17 protein-coding genes are annotated in these 21,794 nt (G+C 68.2%); 12 read left to right on the top strand and 5 right to left on the bottom strand.

The window, feature by feature from the left end; all coding sequences use genetic code 11:
- Window positions 1-174: 174 nt before the first annotated feature.
- From CJ177_RS19535 to CJ177_RS19545, 3 genes are read left to right on the top strand one after another with little or no spacing between them, the layout of a single operon-like run.
- The gene (locus CJ177_RS19535) at window positions 175-1,194 is read left to right on the top strand and encodes a LacI family DNA-binding transcriptional regulator (protein ID WP_005248815.1); all 1,020 of its coding nucleotides are present in this window, start codon (window positions 175-177) and stop codon (window positions 1,192-1,194) included.
- 60 nt (window positions 1,195-1,254) lie between these two features.
- A complete protein-coding gene (locus CJ177_RS19540; protein WP_005248816.1) occupies window positions 1,255-1,662 on the top strand; it encodes a PPOX class F420-dependent oxidoreductase in 408 nt (135 codons plus the stop codon).
- Between the two features lie 27 nt (window positions 1,663-1,689).
- A complete protein-coding gene (locus CJ177_RS19545; protein WP_061699995.1) occupies window positions 1,690-2,766 on the top strand; it encodes a S1C family serine protease in 1,077 nt (358 codons plus the stop codon).
- Here the strand turns inward: CJ177_RS19545 and CJ177_RS19550 are convergent, their stop codons facing one another.
- From CJ177_RS19550 to CJ177_RS19560, 3 genes are all read right to left on the bottom strand, one after another.
- Complete coding sequence (locus CJ177_RS19550) at window positions 2,767-3,804, bottom strand: alpha/beta hydrolase (RefSeq protein WP_061041690.1); 1,038 nt, start codon at window positions 3,802-3,804, stop codon at window positions 2,767-2,769.
- A gap of 170 nt (window positions 3,805-3,974) precedes the next feature.
- Window positions 3,975-4,886, bottom strand: coding sequence for a PIN domain-containing protein (locus tag CJ177_RS19555; RefSeq protein ID WP_005248819.1), 912 nt, complete (start codon window positions 4,884-4,886; stop codon window positions 3,975-3,977).
- 122 nt (window positions 4,887-5,008) lie between these two features.
- Window positions 5,009-5,485, bottom strand: a complete 477-nt coding sequence (locus CJ177_RS19560) for a GtrA family protein (protein WP_005248820.1) — start codon at window positions 5,483-5,485, stop codon at window positions 5,009-5,011.
- A gap of 98 nt (window positions 5,486-5,583) precedes the next feature.
- On the opposite strand from CJ177_RS19560, the gene CJ177_RS19565 reads away from it, so the two are divergent.
- From CJ177_RS19565 to CJ177_RS19580, 4 genes are all read left to right on the top strand, one after another.
- A complete protein-coding gene (locus tag CJ177_RS19565; protein WP_005248821.1) occupies window positions 5,584-7,017 on the top strand; it encodes an FAD-binding oxidoreductase in 1,434 nt (477 codons plus the stop codon).
- Window positions 7,017-7,778 carry a decaprenylphospho-beta-D-erythro-pentofuranosid-2-ulose 2-reductase gene (locus CJ177_RS19570; RefSeq protein WP_005248822.1) on the top strand — a complete coding sequence of 254 codons (762 nt, stop codon included), beginning with the start codon at window positions 7,017-7,019 and terminating at the stop codon, window positions 7,776-7,778. Before CJ177_RS19565 ends, CJ177_RS19570 begins: the two co-directional genes overlap by 1 nt.
- A gap of 11 nt (window positions 7,779-7,789) precedes the next feature.
- Window positions 7,790-9,682 carry a galactan 5-O-arabinofuranosyltransferase gene (locus tag CJ177_RS19575; RefSeq protein ID WP_005248823.1) on the top strand — a complete coding sequence of 631 codons (1,893 nt, stop codon included), beginning with the start codon at window positions 7,790-7,792 and terminating at the stop codon, window positions 9,680-9,682.
- A 112-nt stretch (window positions 9,683-9,794) separates the two neighbouring features.
- Entirely contained in the window at window positions 9,795-10,070 is a 276-nt protein-coding gene (locus CJ177_RS19580; RefSeq protein ID WP_061700001.1) for a hypothetical protein, read from the top strand.
- Here CJ177_RS19580 and CJ177_RS19585 read toward each other — a convergent pair.
- A complete protein-coding gene (locus CJ177_RS19585) occupies window positions 10,067-10,774 on the bottom strand; it encodes an MspA family porin (protein WP_061041694.1) in 708 nt (235 codons plus the stop codon). The two genes, CJ177_RS19580 and CJ177_RS19585, sit on opposite strands and share 4 nt — an antisense overlap.
- Before the next feature lie 214 nt (window positions 10,775-10,988).
- Between CJ177_RS19585 and CJ177_RS19590 the strand changes: the two genes are divergently transcribed.
- Complete coding sequence (locus tag CJ177_RS19590) at window positions 10,989-12,779, top strand: hypothetical protein (RefSeq protein ID WP_061041695.1); 1,791 nt, start codon at window positions 10,989-10,991, stop codon at window positions 12,777-12,779.
- A gap of 7 nt (window positions 12,780-12,786) precedes the next feature.
- Here the strand turns inward: CJ177_RS19590 and map are convergent, their stop codons facing one another.
- Entirely contained in the window at window positions 12,787-13,551 is a 765-nt protein-coding gene (gene map, locus CJ177_RS19595; protein WP_095868807.1) for a type I methionyl aminopeptidase, read from the bottom strand.
- 52 nt (window positions 13,552-13,603) lie between these two features.
- On the opposite strand from map, the gene CJ177_RS19600 reads away from it, so the two are divergent.
- From CJ177_RS19600 to CJ177_RS19615, 4 genes are all read left to right on the top strand, one after another.
- Window positions 13,604-13,864, top strand: a complete 261-nt coding sequence (locus CJ177_RS19600; protein ID WP_005248828.1) for a helix-turn-helix domain-containing protein — start codon at window positions 13,604-13,606, stop codon at window positions 13,862-13,864.
- A 59-nt stretch (window positions 13,865-13,923) separates the two neighbouring features.
- A complete protein-coding gene (locus CJ177_RS19605) occupies window positions 13,924-17,160 on the top strand; it encodes an arabinosyltransferase domain-containing protein (protein WP_095868401.1) in 3,237 nt (1,078 codons plus the stop codon).
- 66 nt (window positions 17,161-17,226) lie between these two features.
- Entirely contained in the window at window positions 17,227-20,550 is a 3,324-nt protein-coding gene (locus CJ177_RS19610) for an arabinosyltransferase domain-containing protein (RefSeq protein WP_095868402.1), read from the top strand.
- Between the two features lie 257 nt (window positions 20,551-20,807).
- Window positions 20,808-21,782, top strand: coding sequence for a hypothetical protein (locus tag CJ177_RS19615; RefSeq protein ID WP_095868403.1), 975 nt, complete (start codon window positions 20,808-20,810; stop codon window positions 21,780-21,782).
- Window positions 21,783-21,794: the final 12 nt, after the last annotated feature.

Consider the following 21,794-nt stretch of genomic DNA (forward strand, 5'->3'; position numbering starts at 1 on the left):
CGCCAGGTCCTTTACTGACCGCCTCGCATCGTCACGCCTGGCAGTCGGTCTTGATTCCGCCCCCGCGGACGGCGATACTGGGTCTGAAGCGATTCAAAACCGCCGGATTGTTCTCGGGCACCGGCCGACGCGACAATGTGCGTTGTCGAACGAGCCGGCTGAAGGGGGAATCGAATGGCAGCGTCCATGCGCGAGGTCGCCGCACTCGCGGGCGTCTCGATGGGAACGATCAGCAACGTGCTCAACCACCCCGAACTGGTGTCCGAGGCGACCCGTCAGCGAGTGCATGCGGCCATCACCCAGCTCGGCTTCGTCCGCAACGACGCCGCCCGCCAACTCCGCGCCGGCCAATCGCGGATGCTCGCCGTCGTCGTCCTCGACGCGCGCAACCCCTTCTTCGTCGACGTCGCGTCGGGCGCCGAGGAAGTCGCCGAGGCGAACGAGCTGCTGATGGTCATGGTCAGCACCGGCGAATCGGAAGAACGCGAGAACCGGCAGCTCGGTCAGCTCATGGAACAACGCGTCCACGGAATCCTGCTCTGCCCCACCGGCGAGAGCACCCCGATGCTCGCCAACCTCGACCGTCAGGGCACACCGGTGGTCCTGCTCGACCGCGGGTCCCGCACACCCGGCCGATCCTCCGTCGCCGTCGACGACGTCCACGGCGGCCGGATCGCCGCCCGCCACCTCATGGAGCAGGGGCACCGGAACCTCGTGTTCGTCGGCGGGCCCGACACCATCCGGCAGGTCCGCGACCGCCGGGACGGGGCGCTCAGCGCCGTCGCGGAATCGGCGAGCACGCGCATGCGCACCGTCGCCACCCCGTCCCTCAGCATCGAGGCCGGCGCCCAGGCGGCCCGCGAGATCCTCGCGATGGCGGGGGACGAGCGGCCCACGGCGGCGTTCTGCGCCAACGACCTGCTCGCGCTCGGAGTGCTCCAGGAGTTCATCCAGCACGGCAAGCGGGTGCCCGAAGACCTCGCGATCGTCGGGTACGACGACATCGACTACGCGGCCGGTGCGGCCGTGCCGCTGACCTCCGTCGCCCAGCCGCGGAACGAACTGGGACGAGCGGCGGCCGAGCTCCTGCTCGATCAGGTGAACAACCCCGACACCCACCGGCACCAGCAGCTCTCGTTCACCCCGACGCTCGTCGTCCGCGAGTCCACGGCCGCCTGCCCCGTGCGGGGTTGACGAGGGCCTGGACTCGCCAACCACGCACAGGGCCGAAGGCCTCAGGAGTATCTTTCGGACATGTCGAAGCCACCTCTGACACCGAAAGCCGCCGAGATGTTCGCTCGGCCCAATTACGCCACCATCGCCTGCGTCCGACCCGACGGCCAGCCCGTGTCCGTGGCCACCTGGTACCTGTTCGAGGACGGCAAGGTGCTGGTCAACATGGATGCCGAGCGCCGACGCCTGGACTACCTGCGCGGCGACCCCCGCGTCAGCCTCACCGCGATGGACCCCGACGACTGGATCACCCACGTCAGCGTCCAGGGCCGGGTGAAAGAATTCGTCGACGACGGCGAACTGGCCGACATCGACCGCCTCGCCACGCATTACACCGGCAAGCCGTACCCCGTCCGCGACCGGAAACGGGTCAGCGCCTGGATCGAGATCGACACCTGGCACGGCTGGGGGTCGCTGAAACAGTCCTGAACCGACTCCGCGACGACGACAACCGGGATGACGACGCCCCGCGCCGCAACGGTCCTCGCCGTGGCCACGGCGGTGATCGGCAGCCTGCTGCTGAGCGCACCACCGGTCCGCGAACCGGGACCGCCGGCCGCGACGGTCGCCCAGCCCGCCGCGCCTCCTCCGCCGCCGCCCGTGGTCCTGACCCCGGCGGAGGTCGAGGCCACGGTGATCCCGGCGATCGTCACGCTCGTCGCGGATTCGGGTCTCGTCGAAACCGCGGGAACGGGGATCGTGCTCACCCCCGACGGCGTCGTCCTCACCAACCATCACGTGATCGACGGCGCCCTCGACATCAGCGCGGTGAGCCTGGGCAACGGTGTGGAGTACGTCGCGGACGTCCTCGGGTACGACAGTTCGCGCGACGTCGCGGTACTCCGGCTCCAGGGCGCGGGCGACCTCCCGGTGGCGACCCTCGCGAAGGACACCGCCGTCGGCATCGGTGACCCGGTGACCGCGGTGGGTAACGCGGAGGGAGGCGGAGTTCCGGTGGCGGCCCGCGGGTTCGTGACCGACGTCGAGCAGACGATCACCGCCCGCAGTTCCACCGACGGTTCCCGGAACCGGCTGAACGGGCTGATCCAGATCGATGCGGCGGTACGTCCCGGCGACTCCGGCGGGCCCCTCGTCGACGCCACCGCCGCCGTCATCGGCGTCAACACCGCGGGCAACGCCGACTCCGATCCCGCGAAACCCGCTCCCACCCAGCCGAGATCGTATGCGGTGCCCATCGACACCGCGATGACGATCGTCGATCAGGTCCGCGCCGGAACCACGTCCGCCACCGTGCACATCGGCGACACCCCTCTCCTCGGGATCAGCGTCACCGACGACGATCGGGGCGCCGAAGTGCTCTGGGTCAGCATCGGCACTCCCGCCGACGACGCAGGCATCGAGATCGGGGACGTCATCACCGAATTCGACGGAACACCCATCCGGTCCTCGGACGATCTCAGCGAACGCATGATCGCACGGCACCCCGGCGACGAGGTCGCGGTGCGCTGGTTCGACGACACCGGCCGACAGCGATCGACGACGATCGTGCTCGAGAAGGGCCCGCCGCGGTAGTCAGGCGGTCTTGTCCCGGGCGACACCGTCCTCCGGCCGCACACGCGACGCGACGAAACGCGCGATACGCCGAAGCACCGCACGGCTTTCCGGCAGACCGGGCCACAGCGCCGGGAACGCGTGCACCTGGCCGTCCCAGATCTGCAGCGTCGTCGGAACACCCGCAGCGCTCAGCCGATACGCCATCAGCTCCGAATCCGACCGCAGCACCTCGCCTTCCGCAGCGACCAGCAGCACAGGCGGCAGACCCTCGAGAGCGCCGTTCACGGGTGACAGCGCAGGGTCGAGCACGCCGTCCACCTCGCCGCCGAGCTTGCCGATGGTGACGAGCGCCTCCACTGGCGCGAACACGTCGCGGGCGGCATTGGCGTGCACCAGCTTGTCCGCGCAGTCCAGGTCCAGCAGCGGAGACAGTCCGACCAGGCCCGCGGGCAGATCGACGCCCTCCTCGCGGGCCTTCAGCGCGGTCGCGAAGACGAGGAACCCACCCGCCGAGTCACCGGCGAACACTGTCCCGCCCGCGCGGGCTCCGTTCTCCAGCAACCACTTGTACGCCGTCAGGCAGTCGTCGACCGAACCGCTGATGTTCGTGTCGGGCAGTTGCCGGTAGCCGACGTGCATCACCGGCAGCCGGGTCAGCTTCGCGATCGTCGCGACCACCGGCCGATGCGTGTTCAGCCCGCAGCACAGGAACCCGCCGCCGTGCAGATAGAGGACGACGCCGTCACCGAGATCCGGTGACACCCCCGGCGCGCGCACGATCTCCGCGTCGAATCCGGGCAGTCGCACCTTCTGGCGGCGGATACCGGAAGCCGGACGGATCCCCGCCGCCATGTCCAGCAGCGCGGCCCTGCGAATCGCCGACTCGTTGATCGGGGCCATCCGCACCACCGGCCGGAGAAACCACCTGCATGCCTGGTAGAGAACCTGGGATTCGATACTCGGCCCCGCGAGCCTCGCACCCGAACGGTATTGGACGATCGGTGTCCCGTTCCGCTGCTGCGCGGACGGCTTGCGGTCGTTCGGCACAGATTTCATGCCTTCTCCCCTGGTCGCCGATACCCGTCGCCATTGACGGATACGTAACTTCAACCTTGGAGTACCCGCCGCGATCGTGTGTCACTCATGGTGGCTTCGGCCCCAAGTCGTTATCCCCTTTGCCCGAATCGTTATCGCGGGCGTGCCAAGTGGGACATCGGGCGTCCGGCTCAGCCGAAATCGAGGTCGTCGAGCTCCTCCACGACGGTGACCTTTCGCTTGCGTCCGCCCATCACCCTGCCGATGCCGCGGCGTCCGGTGTCCGCGTTGCCCGAGGGCAGGATCCGCTGCGGCGCCACCCGGGGTCGCGCCACGTGCACGGGAGGCACGGCCGCGGCGGCAGCCGGAGGTTCCACGGGTTCGGGAGCCGCGACGGGCGCTCGGGGCGGGAGGGGAGGCCGGGGCGGGAGTGGCGCCTTGACGGCGGCCACGGACGGCGACGTGACGACCGGCTCGAAGACCCGTTCGCGGCGAGGCAGGCCGGTTTCCCGGAGGTCCACGTCGTCCAGGTCGACCACCCACCGCACCCGGTGATCGAGACCACGTTCCTGCAGCTCGGCCCAGATCTCGTCATGCCACGTCGACGGCTCGCCGCTACCGAACGCCCGGGAGTTCGCACTGACCCACACCACGTCCTCGGACGGGCGGCGATCGGCGATGTCCAGGACCGTCAGCCAGTTCACCGTGGCGGTGTAGCCGTGCCGCTTCTTGTCCACATAGGGGCGGCGACGCTGCAACTCGCGACCGGCGATCTCGAGGTGCGACGCGTGCGCCGGCTCGATCACGTCGCAGCCCATCGCCTCGAGCTGCCGGGCCAGCGAGTCGACGTACCCGTCGGCCTTGGCCCGGGCGGCATCCACGAAGACCGACAGATCCTCCCGGAGCCCGAGCCGGTCGTACATGCGCGCCTGGACGGTGAGGGCCTCGATCATCGCGACCGATTCGCGCTGGTACCGGTGCGCGACCTCGACGAGGACCAGGCGCGGCACGAGTACCCGGCTCCCCTGCTCGAGGGCGCCGCGGACGAACGTCTCGAAGCGCACGTCTCGAGTGACGGCCGAGGTATCGAGAACAATCAGCATTGATCGATTCTCACCGAACACACCCGCCACACCAGAGAAGTTGCTGAGTCGTTACCGAAACACCCGGATAGGGGTCATCGCAGCACCCGCCGGGCCATTGCCGCGTGGTTGCCCGGCAGCGCCTAGTGGATCTTGAAGATCACCGCGCGCTGCACGACGAAATTGATGACCGTCGCCGTGCCCTGAGCGATGACGAACGCGAGCGGCAGACGCCACCATTCGTCGGGGAATGCGTGGTACATCACCCAGTTGAGGCCCACCTGCACGGCGAACGTGACCGCGTAGAGGATGACGACGGCCACGAAGCGGGCGCGGCTCGGTTCGGCCTTGAACGTCCACCGGCGGTTGATCAGGTACGCGGTGGTGGTGCCCGCGATGAAGCTGATCGACTTCGCCACGTTCACGGGGAGCCCGACCACTTCCAACAGCAGGAAGTACAGCCCGAAGTCGACGATGGCCGACAATCCACCGGTCAGGACGAAACGGATGATCTGCGTCTTCAGGTCCAGTGCGTCGTCCGCGATGTTCTCGGTGACGGGGATCTCGACGGGGAGCGGAACGTGCGGTTCGTGCTCGTGACTCGGCTGGGTTTCTGACACGACGACGAGGCTAGCGCCCCGTGAGTACTTGTCGACCGCCCGCGGTGGATAAGCACGCACGGGCCCGCGGGGCCGGCCTCCGGGTACCCTCTACCTCGATGTCCACGACAGCAGAAGAGACGCCCACCCAGGCGCTCCCCACACAGACCCGCACCCTCACCGGCTGGGGACGCACCGCGCCCACCACCGCGCAGGTGCTGTCCACTCCCGACGTGGAAGTGATCGCGCGAGCGGTTGCCCAGGTCGCGGAGCAGAACGAGTCGAAGCCCGCTCACCTGCAGCGTGGGGTGATCGCCCGTGGCCTCGGCCGCTCCTACGGCGACCCGGCGCAGAACGCCGGTGGCCTGGTCATCGACATGAACGCGCTGAACCAGATCCACCGCATCGACCGCGACACCCACCTGGTCGAGGTCGACGCCGGCGTCAACCTGGACCAGTTGATGAAGGCGGCCCTGCCGTTCGGTCTGTGGGTTCCGGTGCTGCCCGGCACCCGGCAGGTCACCATCGGCGGCGCCATCGGCTCCGACATCCACGGCAAGAACCATCACAGCGCCGGCAGCTTCGGCAACCACGTGGTGTCCCTGGACCTGCTCACGGCCGACGGCAAGGTGCGGACGCTGACGCCGAAGGGCGGCCGCAACGACCCCAAGGGCGCGCTGTTCTGGGCGACGATCGGCGGCATGGGCCTGACGGGCATCATCCTCAAGGCCACCATCAAGATGACGCCCACCGAGACGGCGTACTTCATCGCCGACGGCGACGTCACCCAGACGCTCGACGAGACCATCGCGCTGCACAGCGACGGCAGCGAATCCAACTACGAGTATTCGAGCGCCTGGTTCGACGCCATCGCGGCGCCGCCGAAGCTGGGTCGCGCCGCGATCTCCCGCGGTTCGCTCGCGAAGCTCGACCAGTTGCCGGCCAAGCTGCAGAAGAACCCCCTCGCGTTCGACGCGCCGCAGCTGCTGACGTTCCCGGACGTCTTCCCGAACGGTCTCGCCAACAAGTTCAACTTCTCGATGATCGGCGAGCTGTGGTTCCGGAAGTCCGGCACGTACCGCGACAAGGTTCAGAACTTGACGCAGTTCTACCACCCGCTCGACATGTTCGGTGAATGGAACCGCGCCTACGGATCCAACGGATTCCTGCAGTACCAGTTCGTGGTGCCGACCACCGCGGTCGAGGAATTCAAGGCCATCATCCGCGACATCCAGAAGTCGGGGCACTACTCGTTCCTCAACGTGTTCAAGCTGTTCGGCGAGGGCAACCAGGCCCCGCTGAGCTTCCCGATCCCGGGCTGGAACATCTGCGTCGACTTCCGCATCAAGCCCGGCCTGAACGAGTTCGTCACCGAACTCGACAAGCGGGTCCTGAAGTTCGGCGGCCGCCTCTACACGGCCAAGGACTCGCGGACCACCGCCGAGACCTTCCACGCCATGTACCCGCGGATCGACGAGTGGATCGCCACCCGCCGCAAGTACGACCCCACCAATGTCTTCGCCTCCGATATGTCCAGAAGGTTGGAACTCTAGTGATCAACGCTGTCGGGAACCCCCAGACTCTCCTGCTGCTCGGTGGCACCTCCGAGATCGGTCTCGCAATCTGCGAGGAGTACCTGAAGAAGGCGCCGATGCGGGTGATCCTCGCCGCGCTGCCGGGTGATCCCGGTCGCGATGCCGCCGTCGCCCAGCTGAAGGCGGCCGGCGCCAACGCCGTCGACGTCATCGACTTCGACGCCGTCGACACCGAGAGCCACCCGAAGGTCATCGACGAGGCGTGGGCCAAGAGCGACGTCGACGTCGCCATCGTCGCGTTCGGCCTGCTCGGCGACGCCGAGGAACTGTGGCAGAACCAGCGCAAGGCCGTCCAGATCGCCGAGGTCAACTACACGGCCGCGGTGTCGGTGGGCGTGCTCGTGGGCGAGAAGATGAAGGCACAGGGCTTCGGCCAGATCATCGCCATGTCGTCCGCCGCAGGCGAGCGCGTGCGGCGCTCCAACTTCGTGTACGGATCCACCAAGGCCGGACTCGACGGCTTCTACCTCGGACTCGGTGAGGCACTGCGTGAGTTCGGTCCGCGCGTCCTCGTCATCCGACCCGGCCAGGTCCGCACCCGCATGTCCGCGGACGTGAAGGAAGCCCCGCTCACCGTGAACAAGGAAGACGTGGCCAAGCTCGCCGTCACGTCGGCGGAGAAGGGCAAGGATCTCGTGTGGGCGCCGGGCGCCTTCCGCTACGTGATGATGATCCTGCGGCACATCCCGCGACCGATCTTCAAGAAGCTGCCCATCTAAGCTTCGCCCTCGTGACGGAAGCAGACGTAGCACCGGCCCGACGGTCCCTGTCGACAGCTCTCGAAATGCTGCTGGGGGCCGTCGTGGCCGCAGTGGTGGCGGCGGTCGGACTGTTCGCGTTCGCGCGGGTGCAGTGGCCGGCGTTCAACTCGTCCAACGTGACTCAGGCCGTCACCACGGTCGGCCAGGTCGTGGCCATCGCGGGAATCGCGGTGTCGGTGCTGCTCGTGCGACTGCACCGGGCTCCGCGGTTCGCCCGGCTGCTGTCGTGGGCGAGCCTGTCCGGGTTCGTGACCGTCACCCTCGGCCTGCCTCTCGCGGCCACCAGGCTCTATCTCCACGGCGTCTCCGTCGACCAGGAGTTCCGCACCGAGTACCTCACGCGGCTGACCGACTCGGCGGCACTGCGCGACATGACGTACGCCGACCTGCCGCCGTACTACCCGGCCGGCTGGTTCTGGGTGGGCGGACGCGTCGCCAACCTCCTCGGCATGGACGGCTGGGAAGCCTTCAAGCCGTACGCCATCGGATCGCTCGCCGTCGCAGCCGTCGTGGCACTGGTGTTGTGGAGCAACCTGATCCGCCACGACCTGGCCATCGTGGTCTCCCTCGCGACCACGGCACTCGTCCTGGCCTACGGGTCACCCGAACCGTACGGCGCCGTCATCACCCTGCTGATCGGTCCCGCACTCGTCCTCGCCTGGGGCGGGCTGCACCGTGTCGACGGTCGCGGCGGCTGGGGCGCCGTGATCGGCACCGGTCTGTTCCTCGGTCTCGCCGCCACGTTCTACACGCTGTATCTCGGACTCGCCGCCTTCGCGATCACCCTGCTCGCACTGCTGGCCGCAACCCTGCGGATTCGCGCCCAGAAGTCGTGGCGGGCGGCGATCGATCCGCTCGTCCGGCTGATCGTGATCGCCGCCGTCTCCGGCCTTCTCGCGCTGACCGTCTGGCTGCCGTATCTGCTGAAGGTCGTGGGAGGTTCGCCCGCGGCGTCGGGAACAGCACTGCACTATCTGCCCGAGGCAGGCGCGCATCTGCCGCTGCCGATGATCCACTTCTCCCTCACCGGGGCACTGTGCCTGCTCGGCACCATCTGGCTCGTCGCCCGCGCGTCGACGTCGCGGCGCGCGCAGGCACTCGGCGTCGGAGTGGTGGCCATCTACCTGTGGTCGCTGCTGTCGATGGCGTTCACCGTGCTCGGCAGCACCCTCCTCTCGTTCCGGCTCGAGCCTGTGCTGATCGTCCTGCTCGGCGCGGCAGGTGTCTTCGGATTCGTCGAATTCGCAGGATGGCTCGTGCTCGCGACCAGCGACAACCCTCGGGTCAAGGGGGCGGTCCTGGTGATCGGGGTGCTGGGCGCGCTGTCGTTCGTCCAGAACATCCCCAAGTTCCTCGACTCCGACATCGCTGTCGCCTACACCGATACCGACGGCAACGGCGAACGCGCCGACCAGCGCCCACCCGGCGCCGCCGCCCACTACACGGCAGTCGACGAGCTGATCCAGGCGCAGGTCCCCCGCGCCCGCGACGACACGGTGGTCCTCACCGCCGACACCAGTTTCCTCAGCTTCTACCCCTACCTCGGGTTCCAGGCGCTGACGTCGCACTACTCGAATCCCCTGGCGGACTTCGCCGGACGCGCCCGGACCATCTCGGAGTGGAGCGAGCTCGAGACGCCCGACCAACTGGTGACCGCACTCGACACGGCGCCGTGGCGCGCCCCCGACGCGTTCGTGTTCCGCCAGGGCCCCGACGGGTACACGCTGCGGCTCGCCGAGGACGTGTATCCCAACGACCCCAACGTGCGCCGCTACACCGTCACGTTCCCGAAGGAACTGTTCGACGACCCTCGATTCACGGTATCGGAGACCGGACCGTTCGTGGTCGTCACAAGAAACTGATCGGTCTGTTCACGTTTACCTCACCCTGCCCGCGGGAACCCCGCACCCAATCAGGGAGGCGGGAATTTTCCGCGCCCCGAGGGGAATTGTCGGGTCGTCGCGAGGAGCGGTCATGCCGGATGCAGTGGAGCCTCGACGTGCCGGTAGCGGTGCCGAGAACTATCTTCTCGGCACCGCCGGCGGTGAGGTGGTCGTGCATGCCGGACTCGTCGTGACGATCGGAGCGATCGTCGGTGTCTACGTCGGGCACTGGGTGCTTTTCGTGATCGCCTTGCTCGGCGCCGCCGTGTGGATCACAGGCGACATCGTCGTCCATGTCAGTCGACAAAGGTCGCCGGACATCAGTCCGGCGACCCCTGTCAGGCACCCTGTCGGGCGGGCTGCCTAGTTGAGCTTCTGCGGCACACCGTAAGTCATCACGGTGTCACCGTTCTCCGTCACGGCCATCGCGTACGGACGGATGGTGACCGGCCCGATAGCACCGGAGATGGAGCCATGAACTCCCTGCATCCTGACCACAGCGGCCGATCCGTCGAACTCCTGACCCTCGAGGAGCGGAACGGTGGTGATTCCACCGGGCTCCAGGTCGATGTCGAGTTCCTGCGACGGAATGATGTCACCGGCGAGTTCCGCGTTGGTCCCCGCGTTGAGATTCAGACTTTCGAACCCCATCGTGCCGAAACCGATGTCGATTCCATTGCTCGACCCGATTGCGAACCCGAGTCCGGGCGAATTGAGAACGATCGTCGCGCCGGCCAATGCGACCGGATAACCGATCTGATAACCGACGGTGAGCTGAGTTCCCTCGAACTCCTCCGCGTTCGGGCCGGTAATGGCGACCCCCGCGTAACCGTTGTGGAAGAACTCCACGCTGGTGGGTACGCCGTCCAGCGGCGGCACCGTCTGATACACCGTGTCGCCCTGCACGACTTCGATGCGATTTCCCCTTGCATCGATCACGGAGCTGGAATTGTCCACGCCGGCCGACGCGGAGCCATTACCCATGACCATGGCGAGCGCGGCGATGCCTGCGACTGCCACCGAGCGTGTAAACCGTTTGTACCCAAATCGAGATGTGCTGATGTCCGTCATGCCGACCCCATTCAGAGTGCACTGCAACCGATACGAAAAAGCATGCTGAGCGTAACCAGTGGGGCAGGAGAATATCCCTGTATTGATCAGAAGTTCACAAATCAACTTGATGTGATACACGCAACAATCACGCGATCGCAACCCAGGAAGCTCTCAGCGACCTCCGGTACCCTCGGTCGATTGACATCGACCCGAGAACCGGAGGCGCAGCTGCGTGACTGAGATACTCACCCAGGTCGAGACCACTCGGCAGGCAGAGAGCACCAGCACCACTGCTCGCCCTCTCCGCTCCCGCCTCCGGCCGCACCCGGCCGACGTCGCGGCGATCGTCTTCTATGTCGGCCTCGCCGCATTCGTGTTGGCCCGCCAGTGGAAACACCTCGGAACCGGCTATCTGGTGCGCAGCGGCCAGGACCAGACGATGTGGGAATGGTTCTTCGCGGTCGCGGCACGCTCACTGGTCCATCTGGAGAATCCGCTGTCCAGCGACCTGCAGAACTATCCGCTGGGCGTCAACCTCATGGGTAACACGGCGATGTTCGGCATCAGCATTCCGCTGGCGCCGGTCACGCTGTTGTTCGGACCCAACGTCACATTCACTCTCGCGCTCACACTTGGCCTGTCGGGCACGGCAATTGCCTGGTATTGGGTGTTTTCGCGGCATGTGGTGTCGTCGCGACTCGCGGCCGCCGTCGGCGGTGGTCTGTGCGGTTTCGCCCCCGCCCTGATCTCGCACACCAACGGGCACCCCAACTTCGTCGCCCTGTTCCTGCTGCCCTTCATCGCGCTGGCCGTGATCAGGCTGGGCAGCGGGGCGCGCCCGGTGCGCGACGGCATCCTTCTGGGCCTGCTGATCGCCTATCAGATATTCCTCGGCGAAGAACCGCTGCTGATCTACGCTCTGGCGTTCGCGGTCTTCGGTGCCGCCTTCGCCGCGTCGCGCCCGCGAGCGGCATTCGCGGCGGCCAAGCGCAGCATCAAGGGATTCGCGATCGCGGGCGGCATCGCGCTGGCCATCGCCGCCGTACCCCTGTGGTGGCAGTTCTTCGGACCCGACAGCTACCGGGCGATCGAACACGGCCCGGTCGGCAACGACACCGAGGCGTTCACCAGCTTTCCGACCTCCTCGCTGGCCGGCGAGCCCGGGTCCGCCGAGTTCAGCATGAACGCCACCGAGGAGAACGCGTATTTCGGCTGGCCCCTGCTGATCCTCCTCGGCCTGTCGGCCCTGTGGCTGTGGCGCATGCCGCTGGCTCGCGCCGCGGCCGCGACCGTCGCCGTGATGGGCGTCCTGTCACTCGGGACATCGCTGACGATCGGCGGCTGGGACACCGGAATTCCCCTGCCGTGGAAGCTGATCTCACACCTGCCGCTCCTCGAGTCCGTTCTCGAATCGCGCTTCGCGATGGGCTGCCTGCCCGCCGCTGCCCTGCTGCTCGCGCTGGGCACCGACCGCGCCCTGGCGTCCGCCCGCGAGGGCCAGCGGACCACCACCCTGCTCTGGGTCGGCTGGCTCGCGGTGGCGCTGCTTCCGCTGACACCCACGCCGCTCGCCGTCGTGCAGCGCGACACCGCACCAAGTTTCTTTGCCGACGGCACGTGGCGGGAGTACGTCACCGAGGGCTCCGTCGTCACGGTGCCGCTCCCCTCCCCGGAGAACGCGCGGATGCTGCGCTGGCAGACCGAGCAGGATCTTGCATTCCCCATCGCCGGAGGGTATTTCGTCGGCCCAGCCGGCAGCGAGGACCAGGGAAAGTACGGGCCCGACGATCGCCCCACCGCACTACTGCTCGCGTCCGCACAGTCGTCGGGCCAGGTGCCTGCCATCGACGAGGCGACGAAAGCCCAGGCACTGACGGACCTAAAATTCTGGAACGCCGACGTCCTGGTCCTGCCGCACACCCAGAACGATCGCGTTCTGCGCGAGACGGTCCAGCAGCTCGTCGGGGCGCCCGCAAAGCCGGTCGACGGCGTGTGGGTGTGGGACGTGCGAGCACTGACGTAGGAAAGACCTACCGCGTCAACACTTCCGGACCGTCCTCACCGATGGCGACGGTGTGCTCGCTGTGCGCGGCACGGGCACCCGTCGCCGTGCGGAGTGTCCAGCCGTCTGCCTCGTGCCGGTAGTCGTCGGTGCCGTCGGCGATGAGCATGGGTTCGATCGCGATCACCATTCCCGGACGCAGCAGCATTCCCTTCCCGACGCGTCCCTCGTTGGGCACGTGCGGATCTTCGTGCATCTGCCTGCCGATGCCGTGCCCGCCGTGGTCGGCGAGCATCCCGTATCCCGCGCCGCGCGCGAACAGTCCGATGGCGGCACCGATGTCTCCCAACCGGTTTCCCGGCCGGGCGGCTGCAATGCCGTGTGCGAGAGCGGCTTCGGTGGCCTCGACGAGTGCGATGTCCGCCGGGTCCGCCGTTCCCACGACGAAACTCACGGCGGCGTCCCCGCACCAGCCGGCGAGCCTGGCGCCGCAGTCGATGCTGACGAGGTCACCGTCGCGGAGTTGATATTCCCCGGGAATGCCGTGCACCACAGCATCGTTCACGCTCGCACAGATGACCCCGGGAAACGGGCTGGGCGCCCAGTTCGGGTGATAGTCGAGGAACACGGGCTCCGCTCCCGCGTCGCGGATCACCGCGGCGGCCACCGCATCGAGGCCCTGGAGCGTCACCCCGATCGCGGCTGCCTCATGCACGGCGGCCAGAGCGTCGGCCACCACCCGGCCCGCGGCGCGCATCGCCTGCACCTCGGCCGCCGTCTTCAACTCGACCACAACACCCTCCACGACTGAATCCAATTTCTATACCGGTATTATCATATGGCACATGGTGCGTGTGCCGTTGACAGCAGAAGAACTCGAACGCGGGCAGAGGCTGGGTGAGCTGCTGCGATCCGCGCGAGGAGACATGAGCATGGTCACGGTCGCACTCGACGCGGGCATCTCCGTCGAAACCCTGCGCAAGATCGAGACCGGACGCATCGCGACACCCGCGTTCTTCACGATCGCCGCGGTCGCCCGGGTTCTCGACCTCTCCCTCGACGACGTCGCCGCGGTCGTGACCTTCGGTCCCGTGAGTACTTATTAACCGCCGCGCGTTAACAAGTACTCACAGGTGGCGGAGCCACCATCGCCTAACATCGTTCTGTGCCGTCCCAACCCCCGCCGCCTGACCTTCGGACCATCCGCACTTCCCGGCTCATCGCGATCGTCACCGGCCTGATCGGGTTCGTGCTCGCGCTGGCCACCCCGTTCCTGCCGGTGAAGCAGGACGCCGCGTCGATCGACTGGCCGCAGGACGGCACCCTGAACAGCGTCGAGGCGCCGCTGGTCTCGTACACACCGCTGGACATGCAGGTGAACGTGCCGTGCTCGGTGTTCACGCAACTCGGACCCGACGGCGGCACCGTCGTCTCCACCCTCCCGAATCGCGCGCCCGACTTCGAGAAGAACGGTCTCGTCGTGAAGGGAGGCGCCGGCGGCACGGTCGACGTCACGATTCGCGGCATCTCCCTGATCTCGGCGGACGCCGCGGACCTCCAGGGCTGCACCGCTCTCACCGTCACATCCGACCATCAGCGGACGTCGGCCGAGATCACCGGAACCGCCGAACCCCTCGCCGGTTCCGTCGAGGGCGACCAGCGCCCGCAGATGGTCGGCCTGTTCACCGACCTGCAGGGCACGGCGCCGGCGGAGTTGAACGTGCACGTCCACCCCGACTCCCGATTCTCGTCCAGCCCCACCCTGCTCAAACTGCTGGCGATGATCGTGTGCGTCCTCGCAACACTGACTTCGCTGTACGCGTTGCACCGTGTGGACGGCATCGACGGTCGTCGCGCCCGCCGCTTCCTGCCCGCGCACTGGTGGAAGTTCACCGGTGTCGACGCGGTCGTGATCGGGACGCTGCTGCTGTGGCACGTGGTCGGTGCCAACACCTCCGACGACGGCTACCTCCTCGGCATGGCCCGGGTGTCGGAGCATTCCGGCTACATGGCCAACTACTTCCGCTGGTTCGGTGTCCCCGAGGCACCGTTCGGATGGTCGTACGAGCTCCTCGCGGCGCTGGCGAAGGTGAGCACCGCGAGCATGTGGATGCGACTGCCGACGCTCCTCGCCGCCCTGCTCTGCTGGATGGTGATCAGCCGAGAGGTCATTCCCCGCCTCGGTGTGGCCGTGCGCCGCAACAGAACTGCCCTCTGGACCGGCGGACTGGTCTTCCTGGCGTTCTGGTTGCCGTACGACAACGGGCTGCGCCCCGAACCCGTCATCGCGCTCGGCGCCCTCCTCACGTGGTGTTCGATCGAGCGCGCCATCGCCACCGGACGACTACTCCCCGGCGCCGTCGCCGTGCTCATCGCCGCGTTCTCCCTCGCGGCCGGACCGTCGGGCCTGATCTGTATCGCCGCCCTGATCGCCGGCGCGCGGCCGATCCTGCAGATCGTGATCGCGCGCGGCCACCGAGTGGGTTTCGCGTCCCAGATCCTGCCGATCCTCGCCGCGGGAACCGTCGTGATGGTGGCCGTCTTCGCGGATCAGACACTCGCGACGGTGCTCGAGTCGACGCGCGTCCGCACCGCCCTCGGGCCCAACGTGGCCTGGTTCGACGAACGGCTGCGCTGGGATTCGCTCATGGGGATCTCGCCGGACGGCTCGCTGGCCCGCCGATTCGGCGTGTTCGTGATGCTGCTGTGCGTCGTGGTCTGCGTGATGCTGATCCTGCGCAAGGGGAAGGTGCCCGGGACCGCGATCGGACCGTCCCGCCGCATTCTCGGCATCGTGTTCGCGTCACTGCTGCTGATGATGTTCACGCCCACCAAGTGGACCCACCACTTCGGTGTGTACGCGGGGCTCGCCGGCTCGGTCGCGGTGCTCGCGGCGGTCGGGGTGGGGGCCGCGAGCATCCGCTCCAAACGGAACCGCACCCTGTTCGCCGCGGGGGTCCTGTTCATCCTCGCGGTCGCGTTCACCAGCTCCAACGGCTGGTGGTACGTGTCCAGCTACGGCGTCCCGTGGTGGGACAAGCCGCCGATGATCGCGGGCAAGGGCTTCTCCACGCTGTTCCTGGGCCTCACGGTGCTCACGCTGCTCCTCGCCGCCTGGTACCACGTCCGCGAACCGTACGAGAACGGCAAGAAACCCAACGGCAAGCGTGCCCGGATGCTCGCGCCGTCGCCGCTGACCGTCGCGGCCGGTGCCGTCGTCCTGTTCGAGGTGCTGTCGCTGCTGAAGGGGGCCGTCGCGCAGTACCCCGGTTACTCCATCGCCAAAGCCAACATCGAGTCGGTGACCGGCAACTCGTGTGCGCTCGCCGACGAGGTCCTCGTCGAGACCGACCCCACCGCCGCCCAGCTGCAGCCGCTCACCCCGGTCACCGACCCGAACGGCGCAGGCGCATTCGGCACGACCGCCGCGGAGGGCTTCACCCCCAACGGCATCGCCGACGACCTCACCGCCGACTCCGAGAAGATCGCCACCGGCGGCGCGAACACCGTCGACACCGAGACCGACGAGACGACGACGGGCACCAGCTCCGGCACCGGTGGCGGCACCGAGGCCACCGCCGGAGTCAACGGCAGCACCGTGACGCTGCCGTTCGGCCTCGACCCTGCCCGGACCCCGGTCCTCGGCAGCTACCAGCCGGGCGGGGAGCAGAAGCCGGCCTCCCTCACCACCGGCTGGTACGGGCTGCCCGACCGCAGCGACGACGCACCGATCCTCACCATCTCGGCCGCCGGACGCATCCGGTCGGTCGACGCGGACGGCGTCGTCACCCCCGGCCAGAGCCTGAAGGTCGAGTACGGGGTCACCGGTCCCGACGGATCCGTCACCGCGCTCGGCACCGTCGACCCGATCGACATCGGACCGTCCCCGTCGTGGCGCAACCTGCGCGTGCCGCTCGACCAGCTGCCCGCCGAGGCGAACACGGTCCGGCTCGTCGCGGACGACCCGGACACCGATCCCGGCCAGTGGCTGGCGGTGACGCCGCCCCGGGTGCCGACGATGCAGACACTGCAGACGGTCGTCGGGTCCAGCGACCCCGTGCTCCTCGACTGGGCCGTCGGGCTCGCGTTTCCCTGCCAGCGGCCCTTCGACCACCGCTACGGCGTCGCCGAGGTCCCGCAGTGGCGTGTCCTCCCCGACCGCATCGGCGCCGAGTCCACCAATGCCTGGCAGGACAAGTTCGGCGGCGGCCCGCTGGGCTGGACCGACCAGCTGCTGTCGGCGAGCACCCTGGCCACCTACCTGTCGAACGACTGGGACCGCGACTGGGGCTCGCTCGAGCGGTACACCCCGCTCGACGAGTCGGCGACGCCCGCGCAGGTCGAATCCGAACAGGTGACCAGGTCGGGCACCTGGTCGGCCGGACCGGTGCGTTACTACTAGAAGTGTCCCTACCCTCTGGTAGGCGGCAATATGCCTACTCAGGTTCCTGACATACCATCGACAACCGTGCCCGATGCTCTGACAACTTCCGTCTCCGATCCCGAATCCACTTCGCCGCCTGCTCGCCAGGACCGGCGGAGTGAGTACCGGACCGCTCGTCTGATCGCCATCGTCACCGGCCTCATCGGGTTCGTGCTGGCAGTGGCCACTCCGTTCATGCCGGTGCAGCAGACCACCGCAGCGGTGAACTGGCCGGAGAACGGCGTCATCGGCGACCTCGAGGCACCGCTGATGTCACAGGTGCCGGTCGACCTGTCGGCGGCGATCCCGTGTTCCGCGGTAGCCGGGCTGCCCCCGCAGGGCGGAATCCTGCTGGCCACGGCCCCCGCGCAGGGCGAGGGTGCGGCACTGAACGCGATGTTCGTACGAGTGTCGGACAAGTCCGTGGACGTGCTCGACCGCAACGTCACCATCGCGACGGCACCGCGCGAACAGGTGCAGTCGGGCGCCTGTACCGAGATCCGCATCACGTCGAACATCGACGCGACGTCCGCCGAGTTCGTTGGTCTGACCACTCCGACCGGTGACCCGATCGCCGGTTCCCTCACCGGCGACCTCCGCCCGCAGGTGGTGGGCGTGTTCAGCGACCTCCGCGACGGGGCGGCACCGGCGGGCCTGTCGTTCACGATGAACGTGGACTCCCGGTTCTCGTCGAGCCCCACACTGATCAAGCTCGTCGCCATGATCGTGGCCCTCCTCGCCACGGCCATTGCCCTGGTCGCCCTCGGGCGCCTCGACGGCACGGACGGGCGCGGGCACCGCAACTTCCTGCCGTCGCACTGGTGGAAGTTCACCGGACTCGACACCATCGTCGTGGGCACGCTGGTGCTGTGGCACTTCATCGGCGCCAACACGTCCGACGACGGCTACCTGCTCACCATGGCCCGGGTCTCCGACCACGCCGGCTACATGGCCAACTACTTCCGCTGGTTCGGTGTCCCCGAGGCACCGTTCGGCTGGTACTACGACGTCCTGGCCGCGATGGCCAAGATCTCGACGGCCAGCCCGTTCATGCGACTGCCCGCCCTCATCGCCGGCATCCTGTGCTGGATGGTGATCAGCCGGGAGGTCGCTCCCCGCCTCGGCCGGTCCGTCCGGCGCAACAAGGTCGCGTTGTGGACCGGCGGCCTCGTCTTCCTCGCGTTCTGGCTGCCCTACAACAACGGCCTGCGGCCCGAACCCATCGTGGCGCTCGGCGCTCTGCTCACCTGGTGCTCCATCGAGCGTTCCATCGCGACCGGACGTCTCCTCCCCGCGGCTGTCGCCGTCCTGATCGGCGCGTTCACGCTCGCGGCCGCCCCGACGGGACTGATGTGTGTGGCCGCCCTGCTCGCCGGCGCCCGTCCGCTCGTCCGGATCGTCGTCAAGCGCCACCGCCAGGTGGGGACGCTGCCGCTGCTGGCTCCGATCGCAGCCGCGGGCACGATCGTCCTGGTCGTGGTGTTCGCCGACCAGACCGTCGCCGCGGTGATGGAAGCCACCCGGGTCCGCACCCTGATCGGCCCGAACCTCGAGTGGTACAAGGACTTCCTGCGCTACTACTACCTCTTCGTCCCGACCGTCGACGGTTCGGTGGCTCGCCGCTTCGCGTTCCTGACGATGATCCTGTGCCTGCTGACGACGCTGTTCATCCTGTTGCGCCGCAAACGGATTCCCGGTGCCGCCACCGGCCCGTCGTGGCGTCTGCTCGGTGTCGTGTTCGGCACGATCTTCTTCATGATGTTCAACCCCACCAAGTGGACCCACCACTTCGGGGCGTACGCGGGCATCGCCGGCTCCCTGGCAGCACTCACCGCCGTCGCGGTCTCGGCGTCCGCGCTGCGGTCGCGCCGCAACCGCACGATCTTCCTCGCCGGACTGCTGCTCATGCTGGCCCTGACGTTCGCGGGCATCAACGGCTACTGGTACGTCTCGAGTTACGGCGTGCCGTGGTTCGACAAGACCGTCTCCATCGGCGGCCGCCAGTCCAACACGTTCTTCCTCGTCCTGTTCGCGCTGGCCGTCGCGCTGGCCGCCTGGCAGTACCTGCGTGAGGGATTCGCCGCGCCACCCGCCCGCGCCAACACCGAGAAGGGCAGGCGGATCCGAAAATTCGCGGCCGCCCCGCTCACCGTCATCGCCGGCATCATGGTGCTGTTCGAAGTCCTCTCGCTCCTCAAGGGCGCCGTCTCCCAGTACCCGGCGTACTCGCTGGCACGTTCGAACTTCGACTCCCTCACCGGGCAGACGTGCGGACTCGCCGAGGACGTCCTCGTCGAAGGCGACACCAACGGCGGAAACCTCACACCCATCAACGATCCCGCGCAGCCGCTGGCGAACCCCGCCGACCCGCTCGGCGGAGCCGATCCCGTCGGTTTCTCCCCCAACGGGGTGCCGTCCGACCTGACCGCCGATTACGTCGAGGTCAAGCAGGGCATGGGCAACACCGACAACCAGAGCGTCGGGCCCAGCTTCGAGACCGGATCGAGCGCCGGAACCAGCGGCGGCACCGGAAACGTCGGCGTCAACGGCAGCACCGCCAAGCTGCCGTTCGGACTCGACCCCGGCACGACACCCGTCATGGGCAGCTACCAGGAAGGCGTGCAGGAACCGGCGACGCTGTCGTCCAGCTGGTATGCACTCCCCGAGCGCAGCGACGACACCCCGCTGATCGTCATGTCCGCCGCGGGCCGCATCTGGTCGGTCGACTCGACCGGTGCCCTCACCTACGGTCAGTCGCTGCTCCTCGAATACGGCAAGCGTCAGCCCGACGGCACCGTCCAGGCCCAGGGCACCTACCTGCCCAAGGACATCGGGCCCGCGCCGTCCTGGCGAAACCTGCGCGTCCCGATGAGCGAACTGTCCCCCGACGCCGACTCCGTGCGGATCGTCGCCAACGACCCCAACCTCACCGGCGACCAGTGGCTGGCCTTCACCCCGCCGCGGGTTCCGAAGCTCGAGACCCTCAACTCGACGATCGGCAGCTCGCAGCCGGTGCTGCTGGACTGGGCCGTCGGACTGCAGTTCCCGTGCCAGCGCCCGTTCGACCACCAGTACGGGGTCGCGGAGATGCCGAACTACCGCATCCTCCCCGACCGCCCGCTGGCCGTCAGCTCCACCGACACCTGGCAGTCCCCGGAGAACGGTGGCCCCCTCGGCTTCACCGAACTACTCGCCAGCGCCACCGCCATCCCCACCTACATGCGGGACGACTGGGGCCGCGACTGGGGCTCCCTCGAGCGCTTCGACCGGTACTACCCTGACGCCACCGCGGCCACGGTCGACACCGAGACCGCCACCCGGTCCGGACTGTGGAAGCCGGGCACCCTGCGGGTGTACAGCAGCCCGTAGCCGGTCCTGCTCGCGCCTGCTCTGCTTGCGCCTTGCTTGCGCCTGCTCTGCTTGCGCCTTGCTTGCGGCGCCCGATGTCACACGCGTTCACTCTGACTGAACGAATGTCACATCGGGCGCCGCGCCGGGTGGTCCGAAACGGCGAAAAAGCTCCGTCGCCCGCGGAGTTGTCCACAACCTTCCGTCCATCCACAGGGCAATTTCCGACGTGGGCTTTCCGGCGACTGTCCCGATTCGCCCAGGGCATGCTCTGACCCATGCGACGAGGAACCTGGGCCGAAGATCTCTCTGCGACAGCCGCCGTCAGCCGCGACGGTGTGGTCCGCGCGGCCACCCTGGAACGGCTGGGTGTCGCGAAGGGCACCATCTCCGCACGCTGCACCGACGGCGGTCCCTGGCAGCGGATCCTCCCCGGCGTCGTCCTGCTCCACAACGGGCCGCCGACGACGTTGCAGCGCAATCTGGCGGCGCTCGAATACGGCGGTCCGGACGCGCTGCTGTCGGGTCACGCCGCGCTCGCCGCGCTCGGCTACCCCTCGTCGGCGTCCCGGAACGACGTGCTGCTGCTCATCCCGTCCACCCGGCATCGCCGGGACTGGGCGTACGTGAAGGTCGAGCGGACGTGGCGCATGCCCGCACCGGTCCATCGCGGGCTCCTGCGGCTCGCTCCCCCGGTGCGCAGCCTCCTGGACGCCGGACGCCGCACGCTTCAGGCGGACAGCTGTCGGGCGCTCCTCGCCTGCGGCGTCCAGCGCGGCGACGTGACGGTCGACGAACTCGTTCGTGAGCTCGCGCAGGGCAGCGACCGCGGAAGCCGCCTGCCCCGGGCGGTCCTACGCGAGCTCAGCGACGACGCGCATTCCGTCGCCGAGGTCCACGCTCAGAAGTTGTATGCGACGAGCGGTCTTCCGCCGATGCGGTACAACGTGGACGTCCTGTCCGCCGCCGGCCTGTGGATCGCCCGTCCCGACGGCTGGCTGGACGACGTCGCCGTCGCCTGGGAGATCGACTCGCTGAAGTACCACTTCTCACCCGAACTCCACGAGGCGACGATGACGCGGCGGGCGCGGATGCAGCGCGAGGGCATCATCGTCGTGACGCACCTGCCGAAGCAGATCCAGGCCGATCCGGCAATGGTGCTCGCGGACCTCCGCGCGGCGCACACGCTGGCGGCGTCACGCCCACGGCCGCCGGTGTTCGTCCACGCCGAGCCGAAGCTGCGGTCGGCATGAGCCCCTGCCGCG

Origin of the sequence: Rhodococcus sp. ACPA1 (genome assembly GCF_002300195.1) — a bacterium.
GTDB lineage: Bacteria > Actinomycetota > Actinomycetes > Mycobacteriales > Mycobacteriaceae > Rhodococcus_F > Rhodococcus_F opacus.

Coding starts and splice junctions, on each gene's coding strand:
- CJ177_RS19535 (WP_005248815.1), top strand. CDS start 175: ATGGCAGCGTCCATGCGCGAGGTCGCCGCACTCGCGGGCGTCTCGATG.
- CJ177_RS19540 (WP_005248816.1), top strand. CDS start 1,255: ATGTCGAAGCCACCTCTGACACCGAAAGCCGCCGAGATGTTCGCTCGG.
- CJ177_RS19545 (WP_061699995.1), top strand. CDS start 1,690: ATGACGACGCCCCGCGCCGCAACGGTCCTCGCCGTGGCCACGGCGGTG.
- CJ177_RS19550 (WP_061041690.1), bottom strand. CDS start 3,804: ATGAAATCTGTGCCGAACGACCGCAAGCCGTCCGCGCAGCAGCGGAAC.
- CJ177_RS19555 (WP_005248819.1), bottom strand. CDS start 4,886: ATGCTGATTGTTCTCGATACCTCGGCCGTCACTCGAGACGTGCGCTTC.
- CJ177_RS19565 (WP_005248821.1), top strand. CDS start 5,584: ATGTCCACGACAGCAGAAGAGACGCCCACCCAGGCGCTCCCCACACAG.
- CJ177_RS19580 (WP_061700001.1), top strand. CDS start 9,795: ATGCCGGATGCAGTGGAGCCTCGACGTGCCGGTAGCGGTGCCGAGAAC.
- CJ177_RS19585 (WP_061041694.1), bottom strand. CDS start 10,774: ATGACGGACATCAGCACATCTCGATTTGGGTACAAACGGTTTACACGC.
- CJ177_RS19600 (WP_005248828.1), top strand. CDS start 13,604: ATGGTGCGTGTGCCGTTGACAGCAGAAGAACTCGAACGCGGGCAGAGG.
- CJ177_RS19615 (WP_095868403.1), top strand. CDS start 20,808: ATGCGACGAGGAACCTGGGCCGAAGATCTCTCTGCGACAGCCGCCGTC.